The 25360-nt window shown below is 43.7% G+C and carries 22 protein-coding genes; 9 read left to right on the top strand and 13 right to left on the bottom strand.

Translation table 11 applies throughout. From position 1 onward, the window contains the following. Positions 1–128 precede the first annotated feature (128 nt). From NWE95_02665 to NWE95_02675, 3 genes are all read right to left on the bottom strand, one after another. Positions 129–857 carry a DUF4365 domain-containing protein gene (locus NWE95_02665; GenBank protein ID MCW4002797.1) on the bottom strand — a complete coding sequence of 243 codons (729 nt, stop codon included), beginning with the start codon at positions 855–857 and terminating at the stop codon, positions 129–131. Then, entirely contained in the window at positions 770–1012 is a 243-nt protein-coding gene (locus tag NWE95_02670) for a hypothetical protein (protein MCW4002798.1), read from the bottom strand. The genes NWE95_02665 and NWE95_02670 overlap by 88 nt, the downstream gene beginning before the upstream one ends. A gap of 174 nt (positions 1013–1186) precedes the next feature. Continuing rightward, positions 1187–1822, bottom strand: a complete 636-nt coding sequence (locus NWE95_02675) for a DUF996 domain-containing protein (protein ID MCW4002799.1) — start codon at positions 1820–1822, stop codon at positions 1187–1189. 167 nt (positions 1823–1989) lie between these two features. On the opposite strand from NWE95_02675, the gene NWE95_02680 reads away from it, so the two are divergent. Further along, positions 1990–2463, top strand: coding sequence for a hypothetical protein (locus NWE95_02680; protein ID MCW4002800.1), 474 nt, complete (start codon positions 1990–1992; stop codon positions 2461–2463). A 204-nt stretch (positions 2464–2667) separates the two neighbouring features. Here NWE95_02680 and carB read toward each other — a convergent pair whose 3' ends face one another. From carB to NWE95_02700, 4 genes are read right to left on the bottom strand one after another with little or no spacing between them, the layout of a single operon-like run. Continuing rightward, on the bottom strand, positions 2668–5943 hold the full coding sequence (carB, locus tag NWE95_02685; protein MCW4002801.1) for a carbamoyl-phosphate synthase (glutamine-hydrolyzing) large subunit: 3276 nt from the start codon (positions 5941–5943) through the stop codon (positions 2668–2670). Position 5944: 1 nt separating this feature from the next. Continuing rightward, on the bottom strand, positions 5945–7090 hold the full coding sequence (gene carA, locus NWE95_02690; protein ID MCW4002802.1) for a glutamine-hydrolyzing carbamoyl-phosphate synthase small subunit: 1146 nt from the start codon (positions 7088–7090) through the stop codon (positions 5945–5947). Between the two features lie 16 nt (positions 7091–7106). Beyond that, a complete protein-coding gene (gene argH, locus NWE95_02695; GenBank protein MCW4002803.1) occupies positions 7107–8606 on the bottom strand; it encodes an argininosuccinate lyase in 1500 nt (499 codons plus the stop codon). 51 nt (positions 8607–8657) lie between these two features. Further along, complete coding sequence (locus NWE95_02700) at positions 8658–9872, bottom strand: argininosuccinate synthase (protein ID MCW4002804.1); 1215 nt, start codon at positions 9870–9872, stop codon at positions 8658–8660. 127 nt (positions 9873–9999) lie between these two features. Between NWE95_02700 and NWE95_02705 the strand changes: the two genes are divergently transcribed. After that, complete coding sequence (locus NWE95_02705) at positions 10000–10578, top strand: ACT domain-containing protein (protein MCW4002805.1); 579 nt, start codon at positions 10000–10002, stop codon at positions 10576–10578. Positions 10579–10835: 257 nt separating this feature from the next. Here NWE95_02705 and NWE95_02710 read toward each other — a convergent pair whose 3' ends face one another. From NWE95_02710 to NWE95_02720, 3 genes are all read right to left on the bottom strand, one after another. After that, entirely contained in the window at positions 10836–11081 is a 246-nt protein-coding gene (locus NWE95_02710) for a hypothetical protein (GenBank protein ID MCW4002806.1), read from the bottom strand. A 303-nt stretch (positions 11082–11384) separates the two neighbouring features. Next, complete coding sequence (locus NWE95_02715; GenBank protein MCW4002807.1) at positions 11385–11663, bottom strand: type II toxin-antitoxin system HicB family antitoxin; 279 nt, start codon at positions 11661–11663, stop codon at positions 11385–11387. 495 nt (positions 11664–12158) lie between these two features. Continuing rightward, positions 12159–13931: an AIPR family protein gene (locus NWE95_02720; GenBank protein MCW4002808.1), complete on the bottom strand. Its 1773-nt coding sequence runs from the start codon at positions 13929–13931 to the stop codon at positions 12159–12161. A 212-nt stretch (positions 13932–14143) separates the two neighbouring features. Between NWE95_02720 and thrC the strand changes: the two genes are divergently transcribed. From thrC to NWE95_02745, 5 genes are all read left to right on the top strand, one after another. Then, positions 14144–15394, top strand: a complete 1251-nt coding sequence (gene thrC / locus NWE95_02725; GenBank protein ID MCW4002809.1) for a threonine synthase — start codon at positions 14144–14146, stop codon at positions 15392–15394. Between the two features lie 7 nt (positions 15395–15401). Beyond that, positions 15402–16430: a homoserine dehydrogenase gene (locus tag NWE95_02730; GenBank protein ID MCW4002810.1), complete on the top strand. Its 1029-nt coding sequence runs from the start codon at positions 15402–15404 to the stop codon at positions 16428–16430. A gap of 15 nt (positions 16431–16445) precedes the next feature. Beyond that, complete coding sequence (locus NWE95_02735) at positions 16446–17852, top strand: aspartate kinase (GenBank protein ID MCW4002811.1); 1407 nt, start codon at positions 16446–16448, stop codon at positions 17850–17852. 272 nt (positions 17853–18124) lie between these two features. Beyond that, a complete protein-coding gene (locus NWE95_02740; GenBank protein MCW4002812.1) occupies positions 18125–20848 on the top strand; it encodes an N-6 DNA methylase in 2724 nt (907 codons plus the stop codon). 381 nt (positions 20849–21229) lie between these two features. Continuing rightward, the gene (locus tag NWE95_02745) at positions 21230–21529 is read left to right on the top strand and encodes a nucleotidyltransferase family protein (GenBank protein MCW4002813.1); all 300 of its coding nucleotides are present in this window, start codon (positions 21230–21232) and stop codon (positions 21527–21529) included. 34 nt (positions 21530–21563) lie between these two features. On the opposite strand, the gene NWE95_02750 is transcribed toward NWE95_02745, so the two are convergent. Genes NWE95_02750 through NWE95_02760 form a run of 3 tightly spaced genes read right to left on the bottom strand, consistent with a single transcriptional unit; the run spans position 21564 to position 24090 of the window. Continuing rightward, the gene (locus NWE95_02750) at positions 21564–22679 is read right to left on the bottom strand and encodes a SufD family Fe-S cluster assembly protein (GenBank protein ID MCW4002814.1); all 1116 of its coding nucleotides are present in this window, start codon (positions 22677–22679) and stop codon (positions 21564–21566) included. Further along, positions 22672–23430: a Fe-S cluster assembly ATPase SufC gene (gene sufC, locus NWE95_02755; protein MCW4002815.1), complete on the bottom strand. Its 759-nt coding sequence runs from the start codon at positions 23428–23430 to the stop codon at positions 22672–22674. Before sufC ends, NWE95_02750 begins: the two co-directional genes overlap by 8 nt. Positions 23431–23490: 60 nt before the next feature. Continuing rightward, entirely contained in the window at positions 23491–24090 is a 600-nt protein-coding gene (locus tag NWE95_02760; protein MCW4002816.1) for a DNA-3-methyladenine glycosylase, read from the bottom strand. A 142-nt stretch (positions 24091–24232) separates the two neighbouring features. Between NWE95_02760 and NWE95_02765 the strand changes: the two genes are divergently transcribed. Both NWE95_02765 and NWE95_02770 read left to right on the top strand, forming a co-directional pair. Further along, positions 24233–24403, top strand: coding sequence for a hypothetical protein (locus NWE95_02765; GenBank protein ID MCW4002817.1), 171 nt, complete (start codon positions 24233–24235; stop codon positions 24401–24403). A 120-nt stretch (positions 24404–24523) separates the two neighbouring features. After that, a complete protein-coding gene (locus NWE95_02770) occupies positions 24524–25360 on the top strand; it encodes a restriction endonuclease (protein ID MCW4002818.1) in 837 nt (278 codons plus the stop codon).

Here is a 25360-nt window from a genome sequence, read left to right on the forward strand (position 1 = left end):
TATACAATAATGAAAGTATTACTTAAGGATAATGTATAACTTTTAGAATTTGCGGTGTCTCCACTGCGGACAAACCTACTAGCAAGCACATACTGAAAACAAAGGCTCGCATTGAATTAACTGAATAGTTATTTCTTGCTACTGCTTTGGGCTCTCTTCGCTTTAAGTGTAGCGAGCTCTTTTTCTATCCTATAAATGACTTCTTCAATTGTTGGGTCTTCGGGCTTCTTTAGCTTATTCCAATTGGGGTCATCCTTACATATTCCAATCGCAATATTATAATTGTCTCTAGCTTCCGCATATCTGCCTAATTGGTCACAGACCCGAGCGAGAAGAAGGAAATGGTCATAGTGTCCCCTGTCAAATTCTGTTAAGAGTCGACCGAATTCATATGCTCCTTGAAGGTTTCCTTTTAGGATACAATCGCCAATTAAATAGTCAAGACCAAGTCTTACTCTGTATCGCACATTTAGTTCAGCTTGCTTTGAGAGCCACAATAGGGGTATAGACCGAACATATCCATCGCCTATCATATGGGGTATACCATAGTTAGCATTCGCCAAAACTGTATCGTCTTTAACTCTCTTGATAAATTCGGTGTTTGCACCGTTTCTCTTTAAGAGGCATTTTCGAGTTATTGTAACTTCTATGCTTTTATTTGTATCAGCAAGTTTACTTGTCCAGTCATTCCGGCATTCTTCGACAGACAACCAATAGCAGTTTCCACTATTGGTTTCCAATAACAACAGAAAAACAGGCGATAATTGCCTCAACCAGAACCTAATTGTATCTTTTTCAACGTATTCACTCCAACATTCATCAAAGTGTTGCGTTTCCTTAGCTTGAACCCAAAAAATATTCCTGTTGACGCACCGTTCTCAAGCAGCTCACAGCAAAAATCCAGTCCTATATCATAATCAGGAACCATCACATTCGAAAATTTGCTTAGCAAAGAAGCGACCGCATATTCTCCACTTTGCCCTTTAGTCCTAAACTGAGGAACTTTTGGCACTGCTTTCCACCTTAATCATACAAAACTCTTCTTAAGCAACGCCTAATTAGTTTTTCGAAAGGCTAATTGTTTATGGAGCAAATTCATAGTTTAAATCGGAAACAAGATTAAGTAAGTTAATAACAAAAATGGTGGGTATTCACTTTCTATTTGAGCAGTATGTTTCTTGTGGTTTTACTGGTGTACCGCAGTTGAGTTGTGATTTGCTGTTTGTGTTGGTGCTACTGGTGGTTGTGTTGGTGGCGAATTGTTTGCATAAGGTTGTGGCGTATAGTATGGTGATTTCATGGCGAAGAAGCCGACTATTGCGAATATCCAAGCGATTAGTATCAGCAGTAAGCCGACCACGATTATTGTTAGGATAGAGCCAACCCAGAGTAGGGCACCTGCAGTTTCAAACGAGTGTTCGCCTGTTTTCTGTGCAAGGGTGCTGAAAGTTTTTCTCAGGTTCGTAGCCGCAAGAACGTAGAACACGAAAGCGACGATTATGAATATGACTCCGAGTGCTATTCCAAGTGCGTTGCCAACGGTAAGCACGGTTGTGAAGTCAGTGAATACGAAGCCAACCACGAAACTAGCAGCAGAGACAGCAAGCGCGATTAAGGCAATTATGTAGTATTTGACGCCTGTTAGCGAGTTCTGGTAGATGCTGTTGTCTTGGTAGAAATTAGAGAACTCTCTCATGGCGCGAAGCAGCAGGATGACGCCTACGATGCCAAGCGCCCAACCAACATAAGGAATCAAACCGAGTAATAGCAGTATTGAGCCTTCCATTGCCAACGTTTTACTATATTCGAAAGTTGTTGCCAAATTTTTTTCCTCCTTGTCATTTTTTTTCTTGAGTACCACTAAGTGCTGTCGCGCCTATAGCCCTAACATTTAGAAATGCAGTTCTAAGGGTTAGAGTCATAAGCAAATCAACCAATAATAATCAAAAAAGGAACAAACCCGCACCAATGGGCAGGGCAAACAAGAAAATGGCAAAGTCACGTGGAATAAGCTCCGACATTCAGTCACCGAGAACAAAACTACTCTTCACCATATACTCTGCCCCAAACAGCAAAATCAAAGCCGAACCCGGCGTAAAATCAAGCCTCAGCACAGCGTTAGGCTACAAGTCTGATGGACACTTCCACTACGACTGGAACTACCTCATCGGCGCAGGCATGATAGAAGAAAAACAAGGCTACATTTCAGTGACGGAACTTGGCAAAAAAGAGTTCGCACTCCATGAAACAGCGCTTAGAAGCAACTACATCATGATTGCTATGGGCATCGCCATAATCTTTTTCACCCTCGCGCTTCAGTTTGGACTTTTGCCTCAAGAAAGCGCCATTTTCTTCGGCGTCATCCTAATCGTAGTGGGCACCCTGTTCTTGTTGGTGAGCAGAAAAAACCGCCCCAAACTGCCCACCGCTGTGAAAGTGCTGCTAAAAGAGCTGAAGCATTGAATTGTGAGAACCAGTTGAGTGCGCCCAAAAATGCGTAGCTCACCAACCTATTAGCAGCCTATTAGAAGCCTATTTGGATGCAAATAACAGTTCTATGCACAAACCTATAGGGGGTAGGTGCTATTGCCGCTTTCTCAAGCCATTAGCATGTTGAAAATCAGCGCTTTAAATAGGGGGATAGGGTCGATGGCAAAGCAACAAACCTTACCAGAGCAACCAAGGCAAATCTTGCATATACTCGTTTAGTGAACGTATAGAGTTGCCGTTTTGGCCTTTTTTCTTGAGCACTTCCACCAGCGCCGTTGCCAGCTGCAAGTTAGTGATGACAGGCACGTTGAATTCAACAGCTTGGCGTCTGATGATGTAGCCGTCGGTTATGATGTCAGAGATGTTGGAGCGCTTGTTTGCCATAGGCACATTGATTACTAAATCTATTTTGCGTTCCTGTAAATAGTCCAAAATGTTGGGGCTAATTTTAGCTTCACTGACCTTATGAAGCACTGTAGCATTTATGCCATTAGCGTTAAGTACAGTCGCCGTGTTCAGTGTCGCGTAAATCTTAAAGCCCATCTCGGCAAAAGCCTGTGCTATCGGGACAACACGTTTCTTGCGTTCCTCATCGCCGCCAACACTCAACAGGACCGCGCCGTCTTTATCTGGAATATTGACCTCTGCAGATTGCAACGCCTTGGAGAACGCATCAGAAAAGTTCTCACCTAAACATGCCACTTCGCCTGTGCTAAGCATTTCCACACCTAAAACAGGGTCGGCACCGCTCAGGCGCATGAAGCTGAACTGGGGAACCTTAACCCCAACATGAGGCGCCACAGTCATTGGCGAGAGTTTAACGCCGTCGATTTTTTTGCCCAGCATCGCCAAAGTTGCCAGTTCAATGAGGTTTATTCCGCGTGTTTTACTGACGAAAGGCATGGAACGGGATGCCCGCAGGTTGCATTCAATAACATGAACAACATCGTCCTTAACAAGGTACTGAATGTTGTAGGGACCACGAATCTTTAGTGCCTTAACTATGCTGACTGTGGCTTTCTCAATATCCTGTTGCACCTCAGGCTTTAGAGCTTGAGGCGGAATAGTCATGGTTGCGTCGCCGCTGTGAACACCAGCATTCTCCACATGCTCCATTATAGCACCGATGAACACGTTCTCACCGTCAGAGACACCGTCCACTTCAACTTCTTTTGCCTGCGTGATGAATTTACTGATAACTACAGGATGGTCAAGAGAAACCTTCGCTGCCAATTTTAAGAAGTTCTCGAGTGATGTTTCATTGTATGCTACACGCATCGCTGATCCAGAGAGCACATAACTTGGGCGCACGATAACTGGGTAACCAATCTTTTCCGCAAAACGTTTGGCATCCTCAATGGATTGCAGTTTGCTCCAACTTGGCTGAGAAATTCCCAACTGGTCTAGTAACGCGCTGAATTTGGAGCGGTCTTCAGCTAAATCCACATCCTCCGCCGTTGTGCCCAGCAACTTTACGCCTGCGTTTGAGAGTTTCATGGCTAAGTTGTTTGGAATTTGCCCGCCTACACTTGTGATAACGCCAAGCGGGCTTTCCTTATCATAAATATCGAGGATACGCTCTGTAGTTAGTTCTTCAAAGTAGAGTTTGTCTGAAACATCATAATCTGTGGAAACTGTCTCAGGATTATAATTAACCATAATGGCTTCTTGTATGCCGTTCTTCTTTAGCGCCCAAATAGTGTTGACACCACACCAGTCGAACTCTACACTTGAACCGATGCGGAACACGCCAGCGCCAAGCACAACGACTTTGCTTGTAGTGCCACTGAGTTCTATGTCGTCTTCGTCTCCACCGTAAGTCAGGTAGAGATAGTTTGTCTTCGCTGGCCACTCAGCCGCTAACGTGTCAATTTGTTTCACGGCTGGGATAATGTTGGCTGTTTTTCTAAAGCTTCGGATTGTTGACGCACTAGTTTTTTGGCAAACGGCAATCTGCTCATCAGAGAACCCTATGCGTTTGGCTTCGCGTATGACTTCAACTGCGTCGCTGTCTGCCAGGTTTAGGGCTTTGAGTTTATCTTCCATATTAACAATGTTTTGGATTTTGTATAGGAAGAACGGGTCTACGCCGCTTAAGCGGTAAATCTCCATTATCGGGATACCCATGCGCAAGGCTTTGGCAATCTTGTAGAGGCGCTCGTCTGTTGGGTGAGCCATCTCGTCGCGTAACCGCTCTTCTGATTCAGGCTCAGCGTCTTCAGGGTTGCAGACTAAGCCTATCTTGCCGATGTCTAGCATGCGCACAGCTTTCTGTAAGGCTTCCTCAAAACAGCGCCCAATAGCCATAACTTCGCCTACGCTACGCATTTGAGGACCAACATGGCGGTCAGCGTTTTTGAACTTCTGCAGGTCCCAACGCGGGATTTTTACGGTTATGTAGTCAAGAGCTGGCTCAAAACAGGCAGTTGTGACCTCGGTAACTTTGTTTATGAGTTCAGGTAGAGTGTAGCCTAGCGTTAGTTTCGTGGCTATATATGCGAGGGGGTAACCTGTAACTTTGCTTGCAAGCGCTGAACTGCGCGACATGCGTGAGTTAACTTCGATTACTCGGCACTCTTCAGACGTTGGGTGCAGTGCCCATTGGATGTTGCATTCGCCCACGATGCCCAAGCTACGGATGGCATTTATGGAGATTGAACGTATATGATGGTACTCGCGGTTAGTCAAGGTCTGAGACGGCGCCACAACGATGCTGTCGCCTGTGTGGATACCCATCGGATCAAAGTTTTCCATGTTGCAAACGGTTAAGCAGTTGTCAGCGTAATCACGCATGACTTCATACTCGACTTCTTTCCAGCCACCCACGTACTCCTCAACGAGAACTTGACTAATGCGGCTCTGCACTATACCCACTGAAACTATGTCTTTTAGTTCTTTTTGGTTGTGTGCCACACCTGCGCCTTTACCGCCCAACGTGTAAGCTACTCGAACCATCACAGGATAACCGATTTGGTCAGCAATCTCCAAGGCTTGTTTTACGCTGGTTGCAGCTTGACTCTTTAGGAACGGCACACCAGCTTTGAGCATGGCTTGGCGGAATCGTTCACGGTCTCCTGTGTCTTCGATGGCTTGAACAGGAGTACCTAAAACCTTAACATTGTACTTTTGCAGAATGCCTTTCTTTTCCAGTTCGATGCCGCAGTTAAGGGCAGTTTGTCCACCGAAGCCCAAAAGTATGCCATCAGGGCGTTCTTTCTCAATCACTTTCTCCACATACTCAGGAGTAACTGGCAAAAGGTAAACTTTACCTGACAAGCGAGGATCTGTCTGGATAGTAGCGATGTTTGGGTTAATCAGAACGGTTTCTATGCCGTCTTCACGCAACGCTTTTAGGCATTGGCTTCCCGAATAGTCAAATTCCGCAGCTTCCCCGATTTTGATGGCGCCGCTCCCCAGAACCAGCACTTTCTTTATCCAGTCAAACTTGGGCATACTAGTTCACCTCCAAGGTTTTGGCGAACTTGTCAAAAAGCAGTTCAGTGTCATATGGCCCTGGAGATGCTTCTGGGTGCCATTGCACAGCGAAAACGGGCTTTGTTTTGTGACGAATGCCTTCGGTAGTTTTGTCGTTGGGGTTTAGGAACCATGGTTCCAGCGGCGTATTATTTAGAGATTCTGGATCTATTGCGTAACCGTGGTTTTGTGTAGTGATGTAGCAGCGTTTGGTGTTTAGGTCAAGTGCGGGCTGGTTTTGGGCGCGGTGTCCAAATTTGAGTTTGTAAGTGTCTCCACCTAGCGCTAGCGCAAGTATTTGGGCACCTAGACAGATGCCCATGATTGGAGTTTTTTCGCTGAGTTCTCGGATGGCTTCGATGGTTTTGACACATTTTTTGGGGTCACCTGGGCCATTGCTCAAGAAGACGCCATCTGGGTTGTAAGACAGGATTTCGCTAGCTGAAGTATCATAGGGCACGCGTATGACATCTATGCCTCGTTTGAGGAGATTACGGATGATGCTGTATTTGACTCCGCAGTCGATTAGAACCACTGTTTTTTTGCCTTGAACAGTGTACTTGACGGTTTTTTGGATGGAGACTTCCTTGACCAAATCTGTCAGGTTCGGGTCAGGGATGTTTTTGCCGTCCTTTAAGAGTGCGCCTAAATCTGGCTCTTCTCCGTCTCCGAAAACTTGTAGAATCCCCAGCATGACACCACGGGTTCGAAGCTTTTTTGTAAGACGTCTGGTGTCTACTCCGTAGATGCCGGGTACACCTTCGTCTGTTAGCCATTGGTCAAGGGTTCTTGTGGATGCCCAGTGAAACGGCTCGTGACATAGTTCATGAATTATTAAACCTTGGACTTGGATGTGGTCAGATTCAAAGTAAAGCGGAAGCCCAAGGTTTAACTCGTTGGATGGAACGCCGTAGTTGCCAACCATTGGATAAGTGAAAGTTAAAATCTGTCCCTTGTATGACGGGTCAGTTAATGCCTCTGGATAGCCAACCATCTGCGTTGAGAAAACGACTTCGCCAGATGATTTTCCTGTTGCGCCAAAACCATTACCGATAAATGACGTTCCGTCTTCAAGAAGCAGAATCGCTTTTTTGTTATTTTTGAACGTGCTATGTTGTGGAGCCAAAGCCCTATTCAACCTATCAGTTTGGATTTTTAAGCCTTACGTTTTTAGGCGTGTTTGAAAGAGAATACGTTTCAACGGTTGTTTTGAGTGCGGTTTCTGCGTTGGCAAGTTTCTCTTGGAGTTTAGCGATGCTGTTTTTGTCTTGTGAGATAGTTTTGTTTTTTGCTGATATGGCTCTTTCAACTTCTTTGGGTGAAGGACCGCCTTGTACTTTATATGTTTCGACTAGTTTGCGAAGATTTGTGCATGAAACAATGTCTTCACTCTTAACCACCAATTTGATGCCAGCAACTTCCTGAGCAACATTTTCTATCAATTCAGGTGTAGCATCAAACAAAGTTTTCTTAGAACCAATCAATGCCTTAACCACAGCGCCTACAATCTTATGGGATGTGCGGAAAGCAATATTGTACTTTCGCACCAGCATGTTGGCGAGTTCAGTTGCGCCTACGAAACCTGCGGTAGCTTTGCCCTCAACATCAGCGGTTATCTTCAGGTTAGGGATTAGCTTAGCAAAAATGCTAAGAGAAGAGGTCAAGTTGTCTGTTGATGCCCAGAGCTTAGGTGTTATCTCTTGAAAATCAAGGTTGTACGTAGTAGGCAAACTCTTAAGAGCAGCGACTGAAGCCACTAAATCGCCAAGCGCGTAGCTGGCTCGGGCACGTATTATCTCGAGCACTTCTGGATTTTTTTTCTGCGGCATGATGCTGCTGGTTGAGGTGAACTCGTCAGGTAACTCGACAGTGCCGAATTCTGGTGAACTCCAAATTATCAAATCTTCGGCTAAGCGGCTCAAGTTCACCGCTAACATTGCTAACGCTGATTGGGTTTCGACGACAAAGTCTCTGCTACCCACTGCATCAATCGAGTTTTCCAAAACAGAATTGAAGCCTAAGAGTTCGGCGGTTCGTTTGCGGTTAATTGGAAAACTAGTTGTTGCTAATGCTCCAGCACCTAGAGGGCACAGATTAACATGCACATAGGCGTTTTGTAATCTTTCAAGGTCTCGTCCTAAAGCCTCAACGTGAGATAGCAGGTAATGTGCGAATGTGACTGGTTGAGCTGGTTGCAAGTGAGTGTACGCTAAGATTACGGTTTCCGTATGTTTGCTAGCGGTTTCAATCAGGCTTTCCTGCATGTTCAGCAATAGTTGCACTATATTAAGTAGTTCACTGCGCAGTTGCATGCGGATAGCGGTTGTGACTTGGTCGTTTCTGCTTTTGGCAATATGCAGGTTTCCACCCACTTCTGGTCCTGTCTCGGCGAGGACTGCTTCTTCTACTGCCATGTGAACGTCTTCGGCTTTAGGGTCAAGTTTTTGGCTGGATAGTTTTTGGAGGGCTTTTAGAATCTTTGCGCCGTCTTGCAACGGGATGATTTCTTGCTCGATAAGCATGACTACGTGAGCCTTGTTGATTGCTAAAACAGCATCGGCTACTCTTGCATCGTCCTTTCTGGATGAGGTAAAGTGAGCAACGTCTTCTCGGACATCACCGAGCCGTCCCCCATGTAGCATTTTTGACGCTTTTTTGCCCTCCTTACATTTACCTTTTTTATTAAAAAGTTTTTAGGTCTTCTTGGTTTTCTTGCCTGACTTCTTTTTTAGCACATTGTACATTCTTGTTTGAAGTCCCCAAAGTTCTATGAAGCCTTTCGAGTAGGATTGGTTGAAGCTGGTTTTTATGTTGTAGTTGGCTAGGTTCTTGTCGTAGAGTGACATTGGTGATGAGCGCCCGATAACTTGGAGACTGCCCTTGTAGAGTTTTAGTTTGACCTCGCCGTTCACGTTCTCCTGAGAGCGATTAATGAATGCGTCAAGGTCTTCTTTTAAGGGGTCAACCCACAATCCAGCGTAAGCTAAGAAAACCCATTCAGCATCAACTTGCTGTTTGAACAAAACCTCGTGCCGTGTCATGACCATTTTTTCAAGGTCTTTGTGAGCTTCCAGAATCACTGTGGCTGCGGGGCACTCGTAAACCTCGCGTGATTTAATGCCAACTAAGCGGTCTTCAATGTGATCTATGCGACCCACACCATGCTTGCCAGCAATCTTGTTCATTTCCATGATGAGCTCGAGTGGTTGCATGTTTTTGCCGTTGATGGCAACTGGAACGCCTCTCTCGAACTTTATGGTTACTATCTCTGGTGCGTCTGGGGCTTTTTCTGGCGCGGTTGTCCATTCATAAGCGTCTTCTGGCGGCGCGTTGTTTGCGTCTTCGAGTAGTCCGCATTCGATGGCTCTGCCCCAAACGCTTGCGTCTATGCTGTATTTTTTGGCGGCAGTGGAGACGGGGATACCTTTGGCTTTGGCGTATTCAATTTCTTCTTCGCGTGTCATGCCCCATTCGCGGACTGGTGCGAGGATTTTTTTGTCTGGTGCCAATGCGCCTAGGGTTATGTCGAAGCGTACTTGGTCGTTGCCTCTGCCTGTGCAGCCGTGTGCCAGACCTGTGGCGTCTTCTTTTTCGGCGATTTCCACCATTTTTTTTGCGATTAGTGGGCGGGATAGGCTTGTGCTGATGGGGTATTTGCCTTCGTAGAGTGCGTTGGCTTTTATGGCTGGGAAGATGTAGTCTTTGGCAAATTCGTCTTTGGCGTCTATTCCATAGTGTTTGTAGACGCCGAGTTTTTTGGCTTTTTCCTCTGCTGCTTTTTGGTCTTCCATTTGGCCGACGTCTACGGTTACGGTTATGACTTGTGCGTTATATTTTTCTTGAAGGTATTTTATTAGTACGGATGTGTCTAATCCGCCTGAGTAAGCTAGGACGATTTTTTCGGGTATTTGTTTGCTCCCCCATTTTTCTTTTAAATTTATTTCCTTAACCTCAGTTGCGGGGGTTTTAAAGGTTGTGACTTTTTTGTTACTTAACAATCTTTAAATGTACCATTTGATACATCCAGTTGACGATATGACGATAGCTAAAAATGTCAGGGACCACCTGAAAAATAAGCCCTATTTGCTGGAAGCGTTAGAGAAAGGCATAGTTAATCTGAGTGAGCTTTCTAGGCAGATTCAGAAAGAACTAAAAATTAATGACACAAGTGCCATAAAAGCTGCCTTGCGCCGTTATGCGGAAGAGTTGCAAAAGCATAAGCAGAAGCGGGAAGAGAAGGTTTTGCATTTGTTGCGGCGGAGCAGTATTGCGGTGTATGACCATAAAGCGGTAATGATTACGGGAAAGGAGTTCAACTCGAAAACGGGTATGAAAGTGGATTTACTCAATAAATTCGTTTACTTACTAGATAGAGCCGATATGCCTCAGCGGGTGAACACTCTTGTGAAGCATGATAACTGCACTATGATTGTGATTCATTCTCCTGAAGAGCTTGAGGCGACGCCGGGTGTTGTGGCTTTTTTGGCGACTTTGCTTGCTGAGCAGAACGTGAACATCGTTGAGTTCATTTCCTGTTGGACGGAGACGATTTTGGTGGTTGAGAAGAAGGACAGCCTCAAAGCCTATGAGGTTTTGTCGAATATGGTTGGTTAATTGTTGTTTTGTTTTTCTTTCTTTGTGTGAGAAATTTTGTTTTAATCCTGTTACAAGTCTGCTTGTGGAGCGGGTTGTGTTTTGTTTTTGGGTTGGTTTTCTGCGTCTGATTGGTTGTGAGATAAGGGTTTTTCTTCACAAGTTCAACATGGTTCTATGTTGAGCCTGGGCTAGTTGCAGAAGTGAGTGCATGTTAAGAACGTTTTAGAATTCACAAGCATCAATGTTAGCAGTGATTGGCACAATGCAGTCGGGCACTAGCATGACCCATTCAGACGTTTCCGCCCGCCAAACCAGCCGCCAACCGTCCCTTTAAACAATTTTGGCACATAAAAAGCGGAATAGAAAACGCCTTTTTCAAACAGCCATAGCAAGAACCACAGCTTTGCTGCTTTGCCACCTGCCCCTATCCCCCTATTTAAAGCGAGTCGGGTGAGGGTTTTTATGCGATTTACTACGACCATCAAGGAATCGTCTAGCGCAGTCTTGGCAGTTTTTACCACGACCAAACCCTAAAAGTCAAACGTTGCCGTAATGGTCGTAGTAGCAGATGGTCGTAGTAAACTCATGCTTTTGGAGCGATTTTGCGTCAATAGCACCTACCCTTCTAAGGATTTTACCAATTACTCAACTACTCAAATTCCGAACGCTGCTTCTCCGTTTGCTTTATGATATACTGTATAACAAACACGGTCACTTCTCTATGATGAGGAACCCAAGTAGTCAGCACCTTATGCCCCACACGCTTCTTAAAAGTTGTATGCTTACTAGAGCGTACTTCTTCAAAGCCGTTGGATTTGAGGATTTCAATTACTTTTCGCTGAGGCAACGGTCGAAGCTTTGGCACGCAAAACACCTTCAGGAACAGTAACGGCAATATTTGCTAACGAAAGAGACATCAAATCCTCAATCGCAGGCTTAGGCGTATCAGGATCACTTAGGTAATCATCGATTAAATCAGCCATGTTCGCTTTAACCTCCGCCTCAGATTTTCCCTGCGTAGCAACATCTAAAAGAGGACAAGAAGCAACAAACCATTTTCCCTCTCTGGCAATAATAATCGGGAAAGGCAACTGAATAGACATAGATTAACCAATGGTACTACTGTTCTAATAAACATATAATTATTTCCCATCAAAACGCTAAAGATTAAAAAGCAAACCTCTCAGAGAAAAAGGCAATTTAACATGCCATTGGACACAAAACCCGCCAAAGCACCTAGCCCCCTTTAGGATTTTTCGCGCATACGTAGCGGTTGCGTTTAACGCACTGTTTTGCCGCGCTGAAACCTACCCCCTATAGGTTTGTGCATACCACTGATATTAGTATCCTAATATGTTCGCAAAAAACGCACCACAAAACAGGTTTTCCGTGATAGCCATTGCGTTTTCGGCACTCTGTTGCCCATGGGTCTCTTATATAAATGGCGTTTTTACGTATGCCGTAACCCTCAGCTAACAACTTTTAAGTCTTAATTAACTTTCGCCAAAGTTTACCTTTAAGTGCAAACAATAATAAGTCAAAGACTTGAACACCAGTAAAAGAAGATATCACCCATCTTCAGTTTTTTCTACGAAGATTTAGGGCATAGCATCGATAAAAGCATATCTTTTGCGCATAAATTCCCTCAATAGTCCGATGCTTTTTTCGCTTTTGAAGAATTTGTTGTGGTAGTATTCCGGATCCTTTCTGAGTTCATTTGTGTAGTTGGCTATTTCATTTTTAATGATATCGTATATTTGTTGAAGATTATCACTGTTTCCATCTATTTGTTTGAGTATATCCATAATGGCGACTCTATCATGGACAATATCATTGGTTCGACAAATGAAGTCTCTCATTAAATCAAGAACGAAGTACTCGGAGTGTAGAACTGAGTCATAGGCAGTCAATACTTCTTTAGGCTTATCCCCAGATAGAACCGCCTTTTTAAGTTGCTTGAGCTCTTTTTTATATTCTCTCTTTTTTTGCTCTACAAATCGAAGAATCTTCCAAGCAAGGAACAATTTTTCTGCAAGCAATTTTTCATTCTTATTGAATACCTGCTCGTAAAAGCCGCTGGTGTCCTTCACGAATATGCGTCCCTTCTCTGATTTGGATTGAGACGGCATGTTGAGGTATAATGCTAAGAATGCTTGCGCCGCTTTCTCATTACTAATTATCTTATTTTTATATCCTCTTCCAAAGTTTTGTATCTTTTCTCTGGGGGTTTTGTATGTAGAATCGAACTCTCCTCTTTTTCTTTCATAAAAATATTGGAAACAGCCGTTTATCACCCTTTGAATAGTAATTTGTACTTCATCGTTTGAAGATAAATCCCTTAGGCGTATAGCATTTTGAGAGTTTGTGTATAAAGTTACGTTTTCAATAAACTCTTTTTCATGAGTTTCAATTACTTTCACTAGCAACTCGACGCAGTCATCTAGTTTACCGCTACTATACGCATCAAAAAGAGCATATGTTGTTTGAGCGCCGTTAATAATCTGGGGTTTTCTCAGGTTCGCCACTCTGCCGCTCGGAACGACATCCACGTTAGAGCAAACGATTGTAATCCCGTTATTAAAATACCAGAAATCGTTTTTTCGCTGGCTACTGATTGCTGTCTCGAAAATTTTCTTGTTGATACTTCGTGATTTTAGCCCAAGTGAAAGTCTTACGTTTTGTTGAAAAATTCGTTCCTTGTAGTCGTTGAATATTTTAGCAAGTTCTATACCCTTACATGTGAAAACGTACGCTTTTCGAGGGCTCTCCTTCTTTAAGTAGCTTGAAAGTACTGTGAACGATATTCTTTCTGGTGGAGAGGCTACGGACAGAAGAAAACTGCCTTCGTAAAAGTCCTTCAAATCGCAAAAGTTAAAAAATATAACGTCTGTGCGCTCAAAATCTTTTAGAAATTGCTTTACATATTTATCATCCACAGGATTCTTCTTCATAAAAAGGAATAAAATCTTGGTTTCATAATTACCAGTATTCACTAGTGCATGATATTCATCAACTAGATTTTCAAGTTCAGGTGTTATTTTACCTTTATAACCGCCAGTTAATAATAACCTCATTCCCTCCAAAGTTGATTTTACGTCATTTTCGGAGAGGTTTTTTTCGATTTGGTCAAAGCCATTAGTTTTAGCAGAGATAAAGTATATGGTTAAGTTTCTTTCGTCAATGAGTACTGCGTCAATTCCTTCTGCGTGTGTATCTTCGACAATTCTTTCCACTATTTCTTCAGGGTCCAAGTACATTGAATTCTCGCCGAACCATACTATTAGAGAATCATGAATTGACTCCAATTCATATTTTCGATTTACATTTTCTAACAGCATCTGGAACCGGTCATAGAATTCTTTGTTATCCAATTTAACACCTTGAGGATATTCAGCGCTATTACTTTAAAGATTTTTTGCTAGGCTGTAAACAAGACATTAAAGTAGTAAACGACATATCATAGCGGTTTGAGCCTGTGCTTTACCAATAGGTTTTTCCCGAGAACCCTTAAATAATAATAACCATAGTCGATAGGTAAGCTATAACCCTTTCACGATTAACAATCTAAACGGAGCGATATAGTGTGGTACATCAAGAATGCATAAACTGCAAAATAGTCTACGATATAGATGAGATTATTTACTTCTGCAAGAAATGCGGAGATATCTTAGAAATAAAATTCGACGATAACGAACTAGCCGAAAACCTCAAGAATAGCGAGTGGAAGAAGACTCCGCTTTCAGTTTGGCGGTACCGCAACTTTATGCCTATTCATGAAACTACAAAGTTAGTAACTTTAAATGAGGGCGGCACAGGGCTCCACCGCTCACCGCGGCTAGCCGAAGAAATAGGACTAAAAGACCTGTACGTTAAAAATGAGGGAGAAAATCCAACAGGCAGCTTCAAAGACAGAGGCATGACCGTTGGCGTCACAAAAGCCGTGGAACTCGGCGCGAGGCACGTTATTTGTGCTTCAACAGGTAACACCTCAGCAAGCTTAGCTGCTTACGCCGCCAGAGCTGGAATAAAGTGCACTGTACTGATTCCTTCAGGCAAAATCGCCTACGGTAAGCTCTCGCAAGCCATGATTCACGGAGCTAAAGTTCTGCAAGTCCGCGGCAACTTTGACCAAGCCCTAGAGTTCGTCTTAAAACTTGCCGAGAAGCACAAGAGCATTTACCTGTTAAACTCAATTAACCCCTTCCGCATCGAAGGGCAAAAATCGCTGGGCTACGAAATCTGCGAGCAACTAAACAACCAAGCCCCAGACCGTATCATCATTCCAGTGGGCAACGCAGGAAACATCAGCGCCGTCTGGAAAGGCTTAACCGAATTCTACAAGCTTGGGTTCATCAAGAAACTGCCCAAAATGACAGGCATCCAAGCGGCAGGTTCAGCCCCAATCGCACAGGCAATCAAAGCCAACAGCGATAAAATCGTCCCAGTTGAACACCCAGAAACCATCGCTACCGCCATCCGCATCGGTGCACCTGTAAGCTGGAAGAAAGCCGTAAACGCAATCCGTGAATCAGGCGGAACCGCAGAAACGGTTACGGACGAGGAAATCTTGGAAGCACAAAAAACTCTTGCCCGAATCGAAGGCATCTTTGTAGAACCAGCAAGCGCATCCTCAATTGCAGGACTAAAGAAACTGGTCAAAAACGGCGTGATAGCCAAGGATGAGAGGGTTGTCTGCATCACAACAGGGCACGGACTAAAAGACCCCGATACAGCAATTAAGCAATGCGAAAAGCCGCTGGAAGTGGACGCGGAGATTTCAGCTATAGAAAATGCTTTAGGTTTAAAAGAAAGAGTAACACTGCTGGCACGGTGAACCTAAAATGAGAATCATACTGGTCGGTTATGGCGTAGTCGGAAAAGGCGTAAGCACCATCCTTGCCCGCCGATACGCTGAGCAGGTTAAGGATTACGGGTTTAACCCAAAAATCGTCGCCATCTCCGACATAGACGGAGCAGTCATAAACCCACGGGGATTGAGTCCTGAAAAGCTGGAAACCATCAAACAACGCGGGTACCCAATCTCTGCTGACCCTGATTTTGGTCGCCCAGGCATGTCAGCGCTGGACGTTATTGAATCGGTTGAGGCAGAAGTAGTCGTAGAAGTCACGCCCGTCAACATAAAGAACGCTGAGCCCGCGCTGTCGCATATTACTAAAGCTTTCAAAACAGGCAAACATGTAGTCACAACCAACAAAGGACCATTAGCCTTAGCCATGCCAGCCCTCACAGAACTGGCGGAGTTCAACAATGTTTACTTGCGGTTCAGCGGCACAGTCGGCGGCGGCACACCCATGCTAGAGTTCGCCAAACGATGCCTCGCAGGAGACAAAATCTTAGCCATCAAAGGCATACTAAACGGCACAACAAACTACATCCTAACCGAGATGTCGCAGAACCGCGTTTCCTTCCAAGAGGCATTGGCAAACGCGCAGAAGCTTGGCTACGCCGAGCGCGAGCCCTCAATGGACATTGACGGGTTTGACACTGCCTGCAAAGTAGTCATACTGGCAAACTGGATACTCAACAAGAAAGTTACCCTAAAAGACGTGGACAGAACAGGCATCCGCGACGTAACCCTGCAAGCGCTTGATGAAGCCGCAAAAAGAGGCAACACAATCAAACTAATAGGCTCCATAGACGGCGACGTGCCAACCGTGAAGCCGACGGAGATTCCGAAAAACAATCCTTTATGCGTCAGCGGAGTGTTAAACGCAATAACCTTCTTTACCGAGTTTGCAGGAGAACAAACTCTTGTAGGCAGAGGCGCGGGAGGCATTGAGACTGCCAGTGCAGTTTTAAGAGACCTCTTAGACATTAGACATAAGTTAGCAACTAAACTACTAAGATAAGGCTGGTGTGAAAAAATGAAGAAAATTGTGATGAAGTTTGGTGGAACAAGCGTAGGCACAGGCGAAAACATTCGCCACGTTGCAGACCTAGTTACCCAAAACGCTAAAAAATACAAAGTAGCAGTTGTTGTTTCAGCGCTCGCAGGAGTCACAAACAATCTCATCGAAAACGCTTGTCAAGCAAAAAAAAGCAACGAGAAAAACATCCAAGCATTCACAAAACAACTGCTGGATAAGCACTTAACAGCGATTAAAACAGCCATCAAAAGCAAACAAATTCAAAAAGAAGTAACCCAGATAACAGAGAAAACCATTGCTGAACTCGAAAAGGTGTTAACAGGCATCTGTTATGTTGGCGAATTGACACCTAAATCAAAAGATTATGTTCTCTCGTTTGGAGAGCGGTTGTCTGCACCCATCGTTTGGGGCGCCTTAAAAGACCACGGACTAGAGACCCAGTGGCTCACTGGAAAAGAAGCTGGCATCGTAACAGACTCAAACTTTGGCGACGCAGACCCCCTGATGAACTTCACCACGCACTTGATTCAAGAAAGATTAGCGCCGCTTTTGGAAAAAGGCATCGTGCCAGTAATCACAGGCTTCATAGCAGCAAACCAAGACGGCATAGTAACCACTATTGGTCGTGGTGGCTCAGACTATACTGCGACCATCATAGGCGTCGCGCTGAAAGTTGACGAAGTGTGGATTTGGACTGACGTAGACGGGATTATGACCACTGACCCCAAGATAGTGCCAGAGGCGAAGATGCTAACCCAACTCAGCTATCAAGAAGCTGCGGAAATGGCAATCTTCGGCGCCAAAGCCATGCATCCAAGAGCGCTAGGTCCAGTAATCAAAGAAAACATTCCAGTGCGAATATACAACGTGTTCCATCCTGAAGCACAAGGAACGCTGATAACGAAGGACCCGATTGAGGCAAAAGAAGTCGTCAAGGCAGTAGCCATGATAAAAGACGTCGCCATGATAAACGTAAACGGCGCAGGAATGGTGGGCGCGCCAGGCAGCTACGCCAAAGTCTTAGACGTTCTGGGCAAGAACAACATCAACGTCATGATGATATCCACAGCAGCATCAGAAGCCAACATATCAATGATAATCAAACGCGGACTCTTAGGACGAGCCATCAGCAACCTAGAAATTGCACTGCTGGAGCGCGGCGGAGTAGTCAGCGAAGTCACAGCAGAAGACGACGTGGTAGTCATCGCAGTTATGGGCGCGCACATGAAAGGCACCCTCGGCGTTGCCTCACGCATATTCTCAGTCGTTGCCAAGAAAGGGATAAACATTCGCATGATTGCTCAAGGTAGCTCAGAACTCAACATTTCGTTTGTTGTTAAAGAGAAAGACGGAGCAGCCGTAGTTAGAGCAATACATGAGGAATTTAACCTAGACAAAATATAACCCTTATTTTTGCTATGTCTCTTTTTTATTTTTACATAAAAGATTTTAACGATAGGTAGAAAGGATACTGTTAACTTAAAAGGATATGCCTTCAAAAATAGTTTTTTGAGGTGCTGTTACTTCTTCGGTTATTTCTGCCGATGGGAAAGAGTGTTACTTTTAGGTTGATAAATAACGTGACCGAGCCACACTCCATTTACTAAGTACCTTACTATGACTTTTAAAAGTATGACAAATTTAATAAATAAATCATTGGCACTAAACGGTTAACTATGGACAAAGCAAAGGCTCTAGATGAAATCAAAATTTTAGTTGAAAACTATGAGCGAGTTGTAAATGAAAACAGGGTAAAAACCTACAATGAAGAATCGACAAAGAAGGATTTTATCCTACCATTGTTTGAGGCTCTGGGTTGGAAAGTCAAGGATTCGAGAGAGGTTTCGGCTGAAGAAACAATATCTAAGAAAAGAGTTGATTATGGTTTTAGGATTAATGGCATACCCAAGTTTTTCTTAGAGGCAAAATCATTAAAAGAGGACTTGGATGCCCCTAAATTTGTGGAGCAAGCAATTAACTATTCTTGGCTTAAAGCCTGCACTTGGGCTATTTTAACAAATTTTGAGACTATACGAATTTTTAACGCTGAATGGAAAACAGCGCGTCTTTTTGATAAACATTTTCGAACAATCCATTGCTCTGAGTTTGTAAAAAGATTTGATGAATTATGGTTTCTTTCAAGGGACAGTTTCGTATCAAACGCTTTGGATGATGAAGCTGAAAAGTTAGCTAAACGAACTAAAAGGATGCGTGTTGACAAACAGTTATGGACAGACTTATCACGGTTTAGAGAGATGCTTTCAAAGAGTGTAACTAAGCTTAATCAGACAAAACAACTCAGTCACGAAGATTTGGATGAAGCCATTCAGAGAGTATTGGACAGACTGATTTTCATACGATGCTGTGAGGATAGGGAACTAGAGCCAAGAATTTTGATTTCAAATCTTAGAGACTGGGAAAGCAAAGGTAGAGGACAATTAATAAAAAGTTTGCGAGAAGTTTTCAGTTCCTTCAAAACAATATATAACAGCGAAATCTTTGCTCCCTCAGAATGTGACGAACTAGAAATTGACAATGATAGCCTTCATGAAATTATTCAAGGATTGTATTACACCAAGGATGAGATGGGGCAATATGATTTTTCTGCTATTGACGCTGACATTTTAGGCAATATTTACGAGCAATATCTTGGGCATATCCTAAGAAAAACCGAAAAGAGAGCCACAGTAAAGCAGAACTACAGGCATCGAAAGCAAGAAGGAATCTATTATACACCTACCTACATTGTAGATTATATTGTGGAAAGCACTGTAGGAGAACTTCTCAAAAGAAAGAAGGTGGATGTTCGAAAAATCCGTGTGTTAGACCCTGCTTGTGGTTCAGGTAGTTTTCTGATTAAGGCTTTTGATTATCTTTATAGTAATTACGCAAAAAGTGACGAAGGAAAACAGGCATTATTAGATTTTAAAACGGGCATCATATTTCAGATGGAAGTTCAAATTCTTTTGAACAATATCTTTGGCGTGGATTTAGACAAACAGGCAGTTGAAATTGCAAGACTTAATATTCTGCTAAGACTCGCTGAAAGTGGTCAAAGACTACCGCTGCTGAAACAGAACATTAAACTTGGAAATTCATTAAGTAGCGACCAGACAGTAGCTGGCGACCGAGCATTCAATTGGAATGAACAGTTTAAGGATATAATGAGTCAAGGTGGCTTTGATGTAGTAATGGGAAACCCGCCATACTTAGACTCTGAAGAAATGGTGAGGTCACAACCAGAGCTCCGAAAAGCATATGCTCGTACTTTCGAAACGGCAAAAGGTAATTGGGATATTTTCTGTATCTTCTTGGAAAAAGGAATTAGCCTTCTTAAAGACGGTGGCTATTTGGGTATGATTGTTCCGAATAAGTTGCTGTCTGCCGACTACGCAACCGCAATCAGGAATTACATAAAAAAGTACAGAGTTGTTTCTATACGGGACTATTCAAACGTTCCAGTTTTCCAAGCAAGTGTTTATCCTGTGGTGATTGTTATTCAAAAAGTACCACCAAAAAACAACAAATTAATAGCAGAAGTAATGGAACCCTATGCGGGTGGAGTTCAAATTGAAAACCGTAGAGATGTTAATCAAAAAGACTTAGCTAGCGTTGAAAATACTTGGTCACATATTTTCGGTGAAGCAGGAGAAAAAGTCAGAGATAAGGTTCTAGCAAACTCCGAACGTCTGGGCAACATTGCTGACGTTTCAGGCGCTGCTTCAGTATCCGAAGCTTATGCAATAAAGCCACTAATAACTGAATTAAGGGGTCAACGGAGCTATTTCAAATTTATAAATACTGGGACTGTTGACCGCTACTCTTGCCTATGGTCTATTTTTAAGACTGCTTACATAAAAACAAGATACAACCAACCAATAATAACAAAAAATGACCTCTATAAGTTCTCCAAAAGCCGTTATGAACAAGCCCAAGCAACCAAAATCGTTATCGGTGGAATGAACAAGAGAATCGAGGCTTATCTCGACGATGGAAACTGCTTTGCAGGAAAATCTACAGGAATAGTGCTGAATGCTAAAATAAACCCGAAAATTCTTCTAGCACTCTTGAACAGTAAACTGATGACGTTCTATTACAAGAATGTTTTCAAAACCTTGTCCCTTGCAGGTGGTTTCATGAGAATAGGTTCTCCACAGATAAAAAAACTCCCGATTAGAAATGTTCCTTCCGATGTAGAACCGCGGCTAATTCAACTAGTCGATAGAATAATTGCCCTTAACCAACGATTAAACATGATATACTTCAAAAAAACAGAAGAACACTATTTTGTGGAAGAAGAAATACGTAAAACCGATGCCAAGATTGATGAATTGGTTTACCTGATATATGGAATAACTGAGCCAGAAAAGAAAATCATAGAAAAAAATGTTCAAGTTTAGGTTTTGGGAATTGTAAAGCTCAACTTGCCATTATGATAGTATTCAAAAATGTTCTTCTTACAATTTGGACATGGATACCTTTTAACATGATAATAATGATTATGAAAATCCCATTCTTTAACAGGTTTGTCTGGTACTTCTGAACCGCATCTCGGACATTTCAAACCTCGTCGCCTCTGCCTACTTTACATTCGGTTTATTTATATAATTTTACTTTGCCAGTCACAAAAAACTATTTTTGAAGGCATATCCTTTTAAGTTAACAGTATCCTTTCTACCTATCGTTAAAATCTTTTATGTTGGGTCACTTAACTTATCAGTATCTATTAGCGTTAAAACTTAAAAAGCAAATTAACCCAATTAGTCATGGAAGACTGGTTCATGAAGTCGCTAACAGACATGAAGGCTCAACTCGAAGAGCTAAAACCGATTCTTAGAAAAAGATTCCAAGTGGAAACCATTGGGATTTTTGGCTCTTACTCAAGAAAAGAACAGAAAAAGAACAGTGACATTGACCTCTTGGTTACTTTCGTTGAGCCAAACGATATTGACCTCGTAGATTTTATTGAAATCAAGCAGTTTTTAGAGCGCAAGCTAAAGATGAAAGTAGACTTGGTGACAAGAAGCGCGTTAAAGCCATTGATTCGAGATAGAATTCTTGAAGAGACGATTTACGTTTGACCAGTACCCAGTTCTATCTTTAGTGGATAGCAGATTATTCTGCGTTTGCTGAGGTATCGATAATGTTTTTGATTTCCCTATTCAAGCTGTCTGGCAAGCCCAGGATGCCCACGTCCATGAAGCCGCGAATTATGAGTGAAACCGCTTGTTCTCGGCTTAGTTTGCGTGTCATTAGGTAGGTGATTTCTTTTTCGCTGATTTTGCCTACTGCTGCCTCATGTGTTATTTCCACGCCTTTCTTTTTAGCGATGAGTTCAGGGATTGACTGCATCACTGATTGGTCGTCCATAATTAGCCCCTTGCATTCTAGGTGCCCCTTGCAGTCAGGGTTGTCGCCTTCTATTAGTCCTCGAATAATCATTTTTGAACCTTCGCGCGAGATGGCTCTGCCAACCATTTCGGCTTTGCTTGCCCTTCCAGTCAGCACCGCTTTGGAGCCGATGTCGAGGTTGCTATTTTTGTGCCCGTAGAGTATGCTGTTGAAGCTGACTTTGGATTCTTCGCCTTTGCAGTATGCTACTGGATACATCTGGATATCTTGAACTGGGCGCATGCACACGTAGTTTGAAACGAATGTAGCTTTGTCGTCTATTTCTGCGGCGCTTCTTGGGCGCACAAGCGTTTTTTCGCTCCACTGATGAATCATCGTAAAGTTCAGCATGGCGCCTTTTTTCACGTAAATTTCAGATATGCCAAGGTGCGCTGCGTTGGGAACGCTGGAGTGTTGCAGGCAGCTTGTGATTATGTGGGCTTTTGAGTCTTCTTCGGCTATGATGATGTTGTGCACTCTTTGCTCAAGGTTTTGCTTTGTAATCAGTAGGCACGATTGTAGTGGGAACTCTATTTCTGCGCCTTTTAGGATTCGCATGAAGTAGCCGCCGCTGAAGTCTTGGGCGACTTTTTTTGTGTATTCGTCTTTGTCTTTGTTTACTAATCGCCACCGATAGTCTTCTAGCCACGGGTATTTCTTGAGGGCTGCTTTGGTGTCCATGAGTTCTAGTTTGCCTTCGTAGTACTCGTTGACTTTTGCGGCTACGGTTTCTTGGTTTAGGTGCATGAATGTGGCTGAACGGTTTTTTTCTTGGGTTTCAATGCCAGCTTTTTGTGCTTCCGCGAGGATTTCGTGCGGAATTTTTGTCAGGTCACTCACTTTTCCATCCCTCACGTTCTCTTATTCTGCAGGCGACGCATTCCTCGTATCCTAAACGTTTGATGTCCTCGTAGATGCGCAGTGGCTCTCTGAAGCAGTGGAATTGACCGTTAAGCAGTATGCACCCGTATGAGGCTTTGATGTACTCGAGGATGTCTCCTTTATGCGTTATTAGCAATGCTGCACTGCCCGTGCTCTCAACGTATTTTTGAATTTCAGTGGCAATCATGCGCAAGCTGTCCACGTCAACGCCTGAGTCAGGTTCATCCAACAAGAGCAGTTTAGGTTTGAGGAAAATCAGTTGCAGAATTTCAGAGCGTTTTCTTTCTCCGCCGCTGAAACCAACGTTGACATCTCGGTTTAGAAAATCGGTTAGTCGGAAAGCGTCAATTTGGGCTTTCTCTTGAGGGCTGAATTCGTCAGCGACGGTTTTTCCTAAGCAGAGCTTAAGCAAATCACCCAATTTTATTCCTGTTATCTCTGGGGGCGTTTGGAAGCTGACGATTATGCCAAGTTTAGCTCGTTCATCAACGCTTTTGTTGGTGATGTCAACGCCGCGGAAGCTTATCTTGCCTGAGACCACTTGATAGCCCGGCAACCCCATTAGGGTGCTGATGAGTGTGGTTTTTCCTGAACCGTTAGGTCCAAAGAGGATGTGGCTTGCGCCTTCTTTGAGGCTGAAGGTTAAGCCTTTTAGTATTTTTTTGCCTTCAACTTCAACCGTTAGATTGTTTACTTCAAGAATGTCCATGGTTAGTCAAGGTTAATTATTTTCTATCAAGATAAGCCTTGTGAAAAAACAAGCGCTGGTTTATTTTACTGAAACATAGCTGTTATCTTTAATGTAGAAGCGCCAAGGTTTATTTTTCCACTCGTCTGGGGCATATTCAACCCCTATACGCGTTGCTTCCACAATGTCCTCTTTAGGCACAGGCGGCGCATCCTTGATGTATAGTGGCGAAGCGGTTAGGTCTGTGTTGTTTTGTGCTTTGGAGATGCCCATTGCCATGCATAGCTTGCTTGGACCATTAGTTAAGTTAGTAACGTTACCGTTTGCTAAGGCTCGCCTTTTTATCATAATTTCCTCGCCTACAACTGGCTCAAGCGCTCTCAGTAGGACCGCTTCAGGCTTTCCCGGCACAGCCCCCGCAGTCACGTTAAAGCAAAAGTACAAGCCATAAATGAAGTAAACGTAAGCGTGCCCTTTTGGTCCAAACATAACTTCGTTTCTTGCTGTTCTGCGCCCGCCAGAACTGTGTGCGGCTTGGTCTTCTGGTCCTCGGTACGCTTCCGTCTCAACAATTCTGCCCGCTGTCGTGCCCTCTGCACTTTCATGTACAAGAATTTTGCCAAGCAGGTCTTTTGCTACTGTTATGGTGTCTCGTTGGTAGTATGGTCTTTGCAGGATCATAGCCTTGAATAAGCGTTTATCAGACAAATAAGTTTGTCCTCGCAGAATTTTGCTGTGAAGCGGTTAAAGCTAGTAAGCGTTGAAATGACATTAAGGATATAATCTATGGTGTAGAGATGCTTTATTCAAGAGAGGGGAAGATATGTCTGAGTTTGAGAGAATCGAGAGTAGAGAGCGAAACAGTTACCGAATCGACATTGGCGCTTACGGCAGCATTTGCATCGAAGCCCCAACAAAGGAAGAGTGTTTGGAACTTTTCAAGGAAGTCACCAGCACTAAACGCGAATCGCGCATTGATCGAGCCATAAGATAAATAGGCCGTTTACACCAAGCTATCGTAAGCTAAAAAGGGCATGCCAAGGTAGGGTTTCCGCATAACTTAAAAACTGAATCCTAATACCTATTTTATTATCGCTCGCTTGGTGCAACTCTCTTGGATGTTTTGGTTACTAAAGCCAACGGCTACAAACAACCCTTTGACAAAGGCAAGATAGTGCAGACCTGCTTGCGAATGGGAGCAAGCCCTCAAGTTGCTAATCAAGTAGCGGATATGGTTGAGCGTCGTCTTTATGAGGGCATTTCTACGCGCGAGATTTTGCAGTTGACTTTTAAGTTTATGCGCAAGTACAAACCCGCCGTCAAGCACCTCTTGGATCTTCGAAGGGGCTTAAGCATGATGGAGCCCAAGCCAGAATTTGAACTATACATACAAGCGCTGTTGGCGAACAGCGGCTATGTGGTCGAGCCGAACCTGATTTTGAGAGGCAAGTGTGGAGAGCATGAGGTCGATGCAATCGCCAAAAAGGACGGCGTCACCTACTTTGTTGAGATAAAGCATCATTGCAGCTATCATGCACTAACGGGGTTGGATGAGAGCCGAATCGCTCAAGCAATCCTAGAAGACGCAAACGATGGCTACGCGCTTGGCACGACGAACCTCAAAGTTGACCGCGCCATGATAGTTACCAACACACGGTATTCAGACCATGCAATAAAGTATGGAAGCTGCAAGAACATCCTTCAAATCGGCTGGAGTTCACCGCACACTCTGGGAATTAGGGATATGGTTGAGAACAGCACGCTGTACCCTTTGACTTGCCTGCGAGGCATAAAATACGAGACAAGAATGAGGCTGGTGAAAAGTGGCATAGTGCTGGTAAAGCAGTTGCTTGATGCAGACGCGCATGAACTCGCGAGAAAAGCAGGCTTGCCCAAAGAAGTTGCTTTCGAAGTCATAGAGAGAGCCCACGCCAGCGTAAACACAGTTTAA

Source organism: Candidatus Bathyarchaeota archaeon (genome assembly GCA_026014725.1).
Lineage (GTDB): Archaea > Thermoproteota > Bathyarchaeia > Bathyarchaeales > Bathycorpusculaceae > Bathycorpusculum.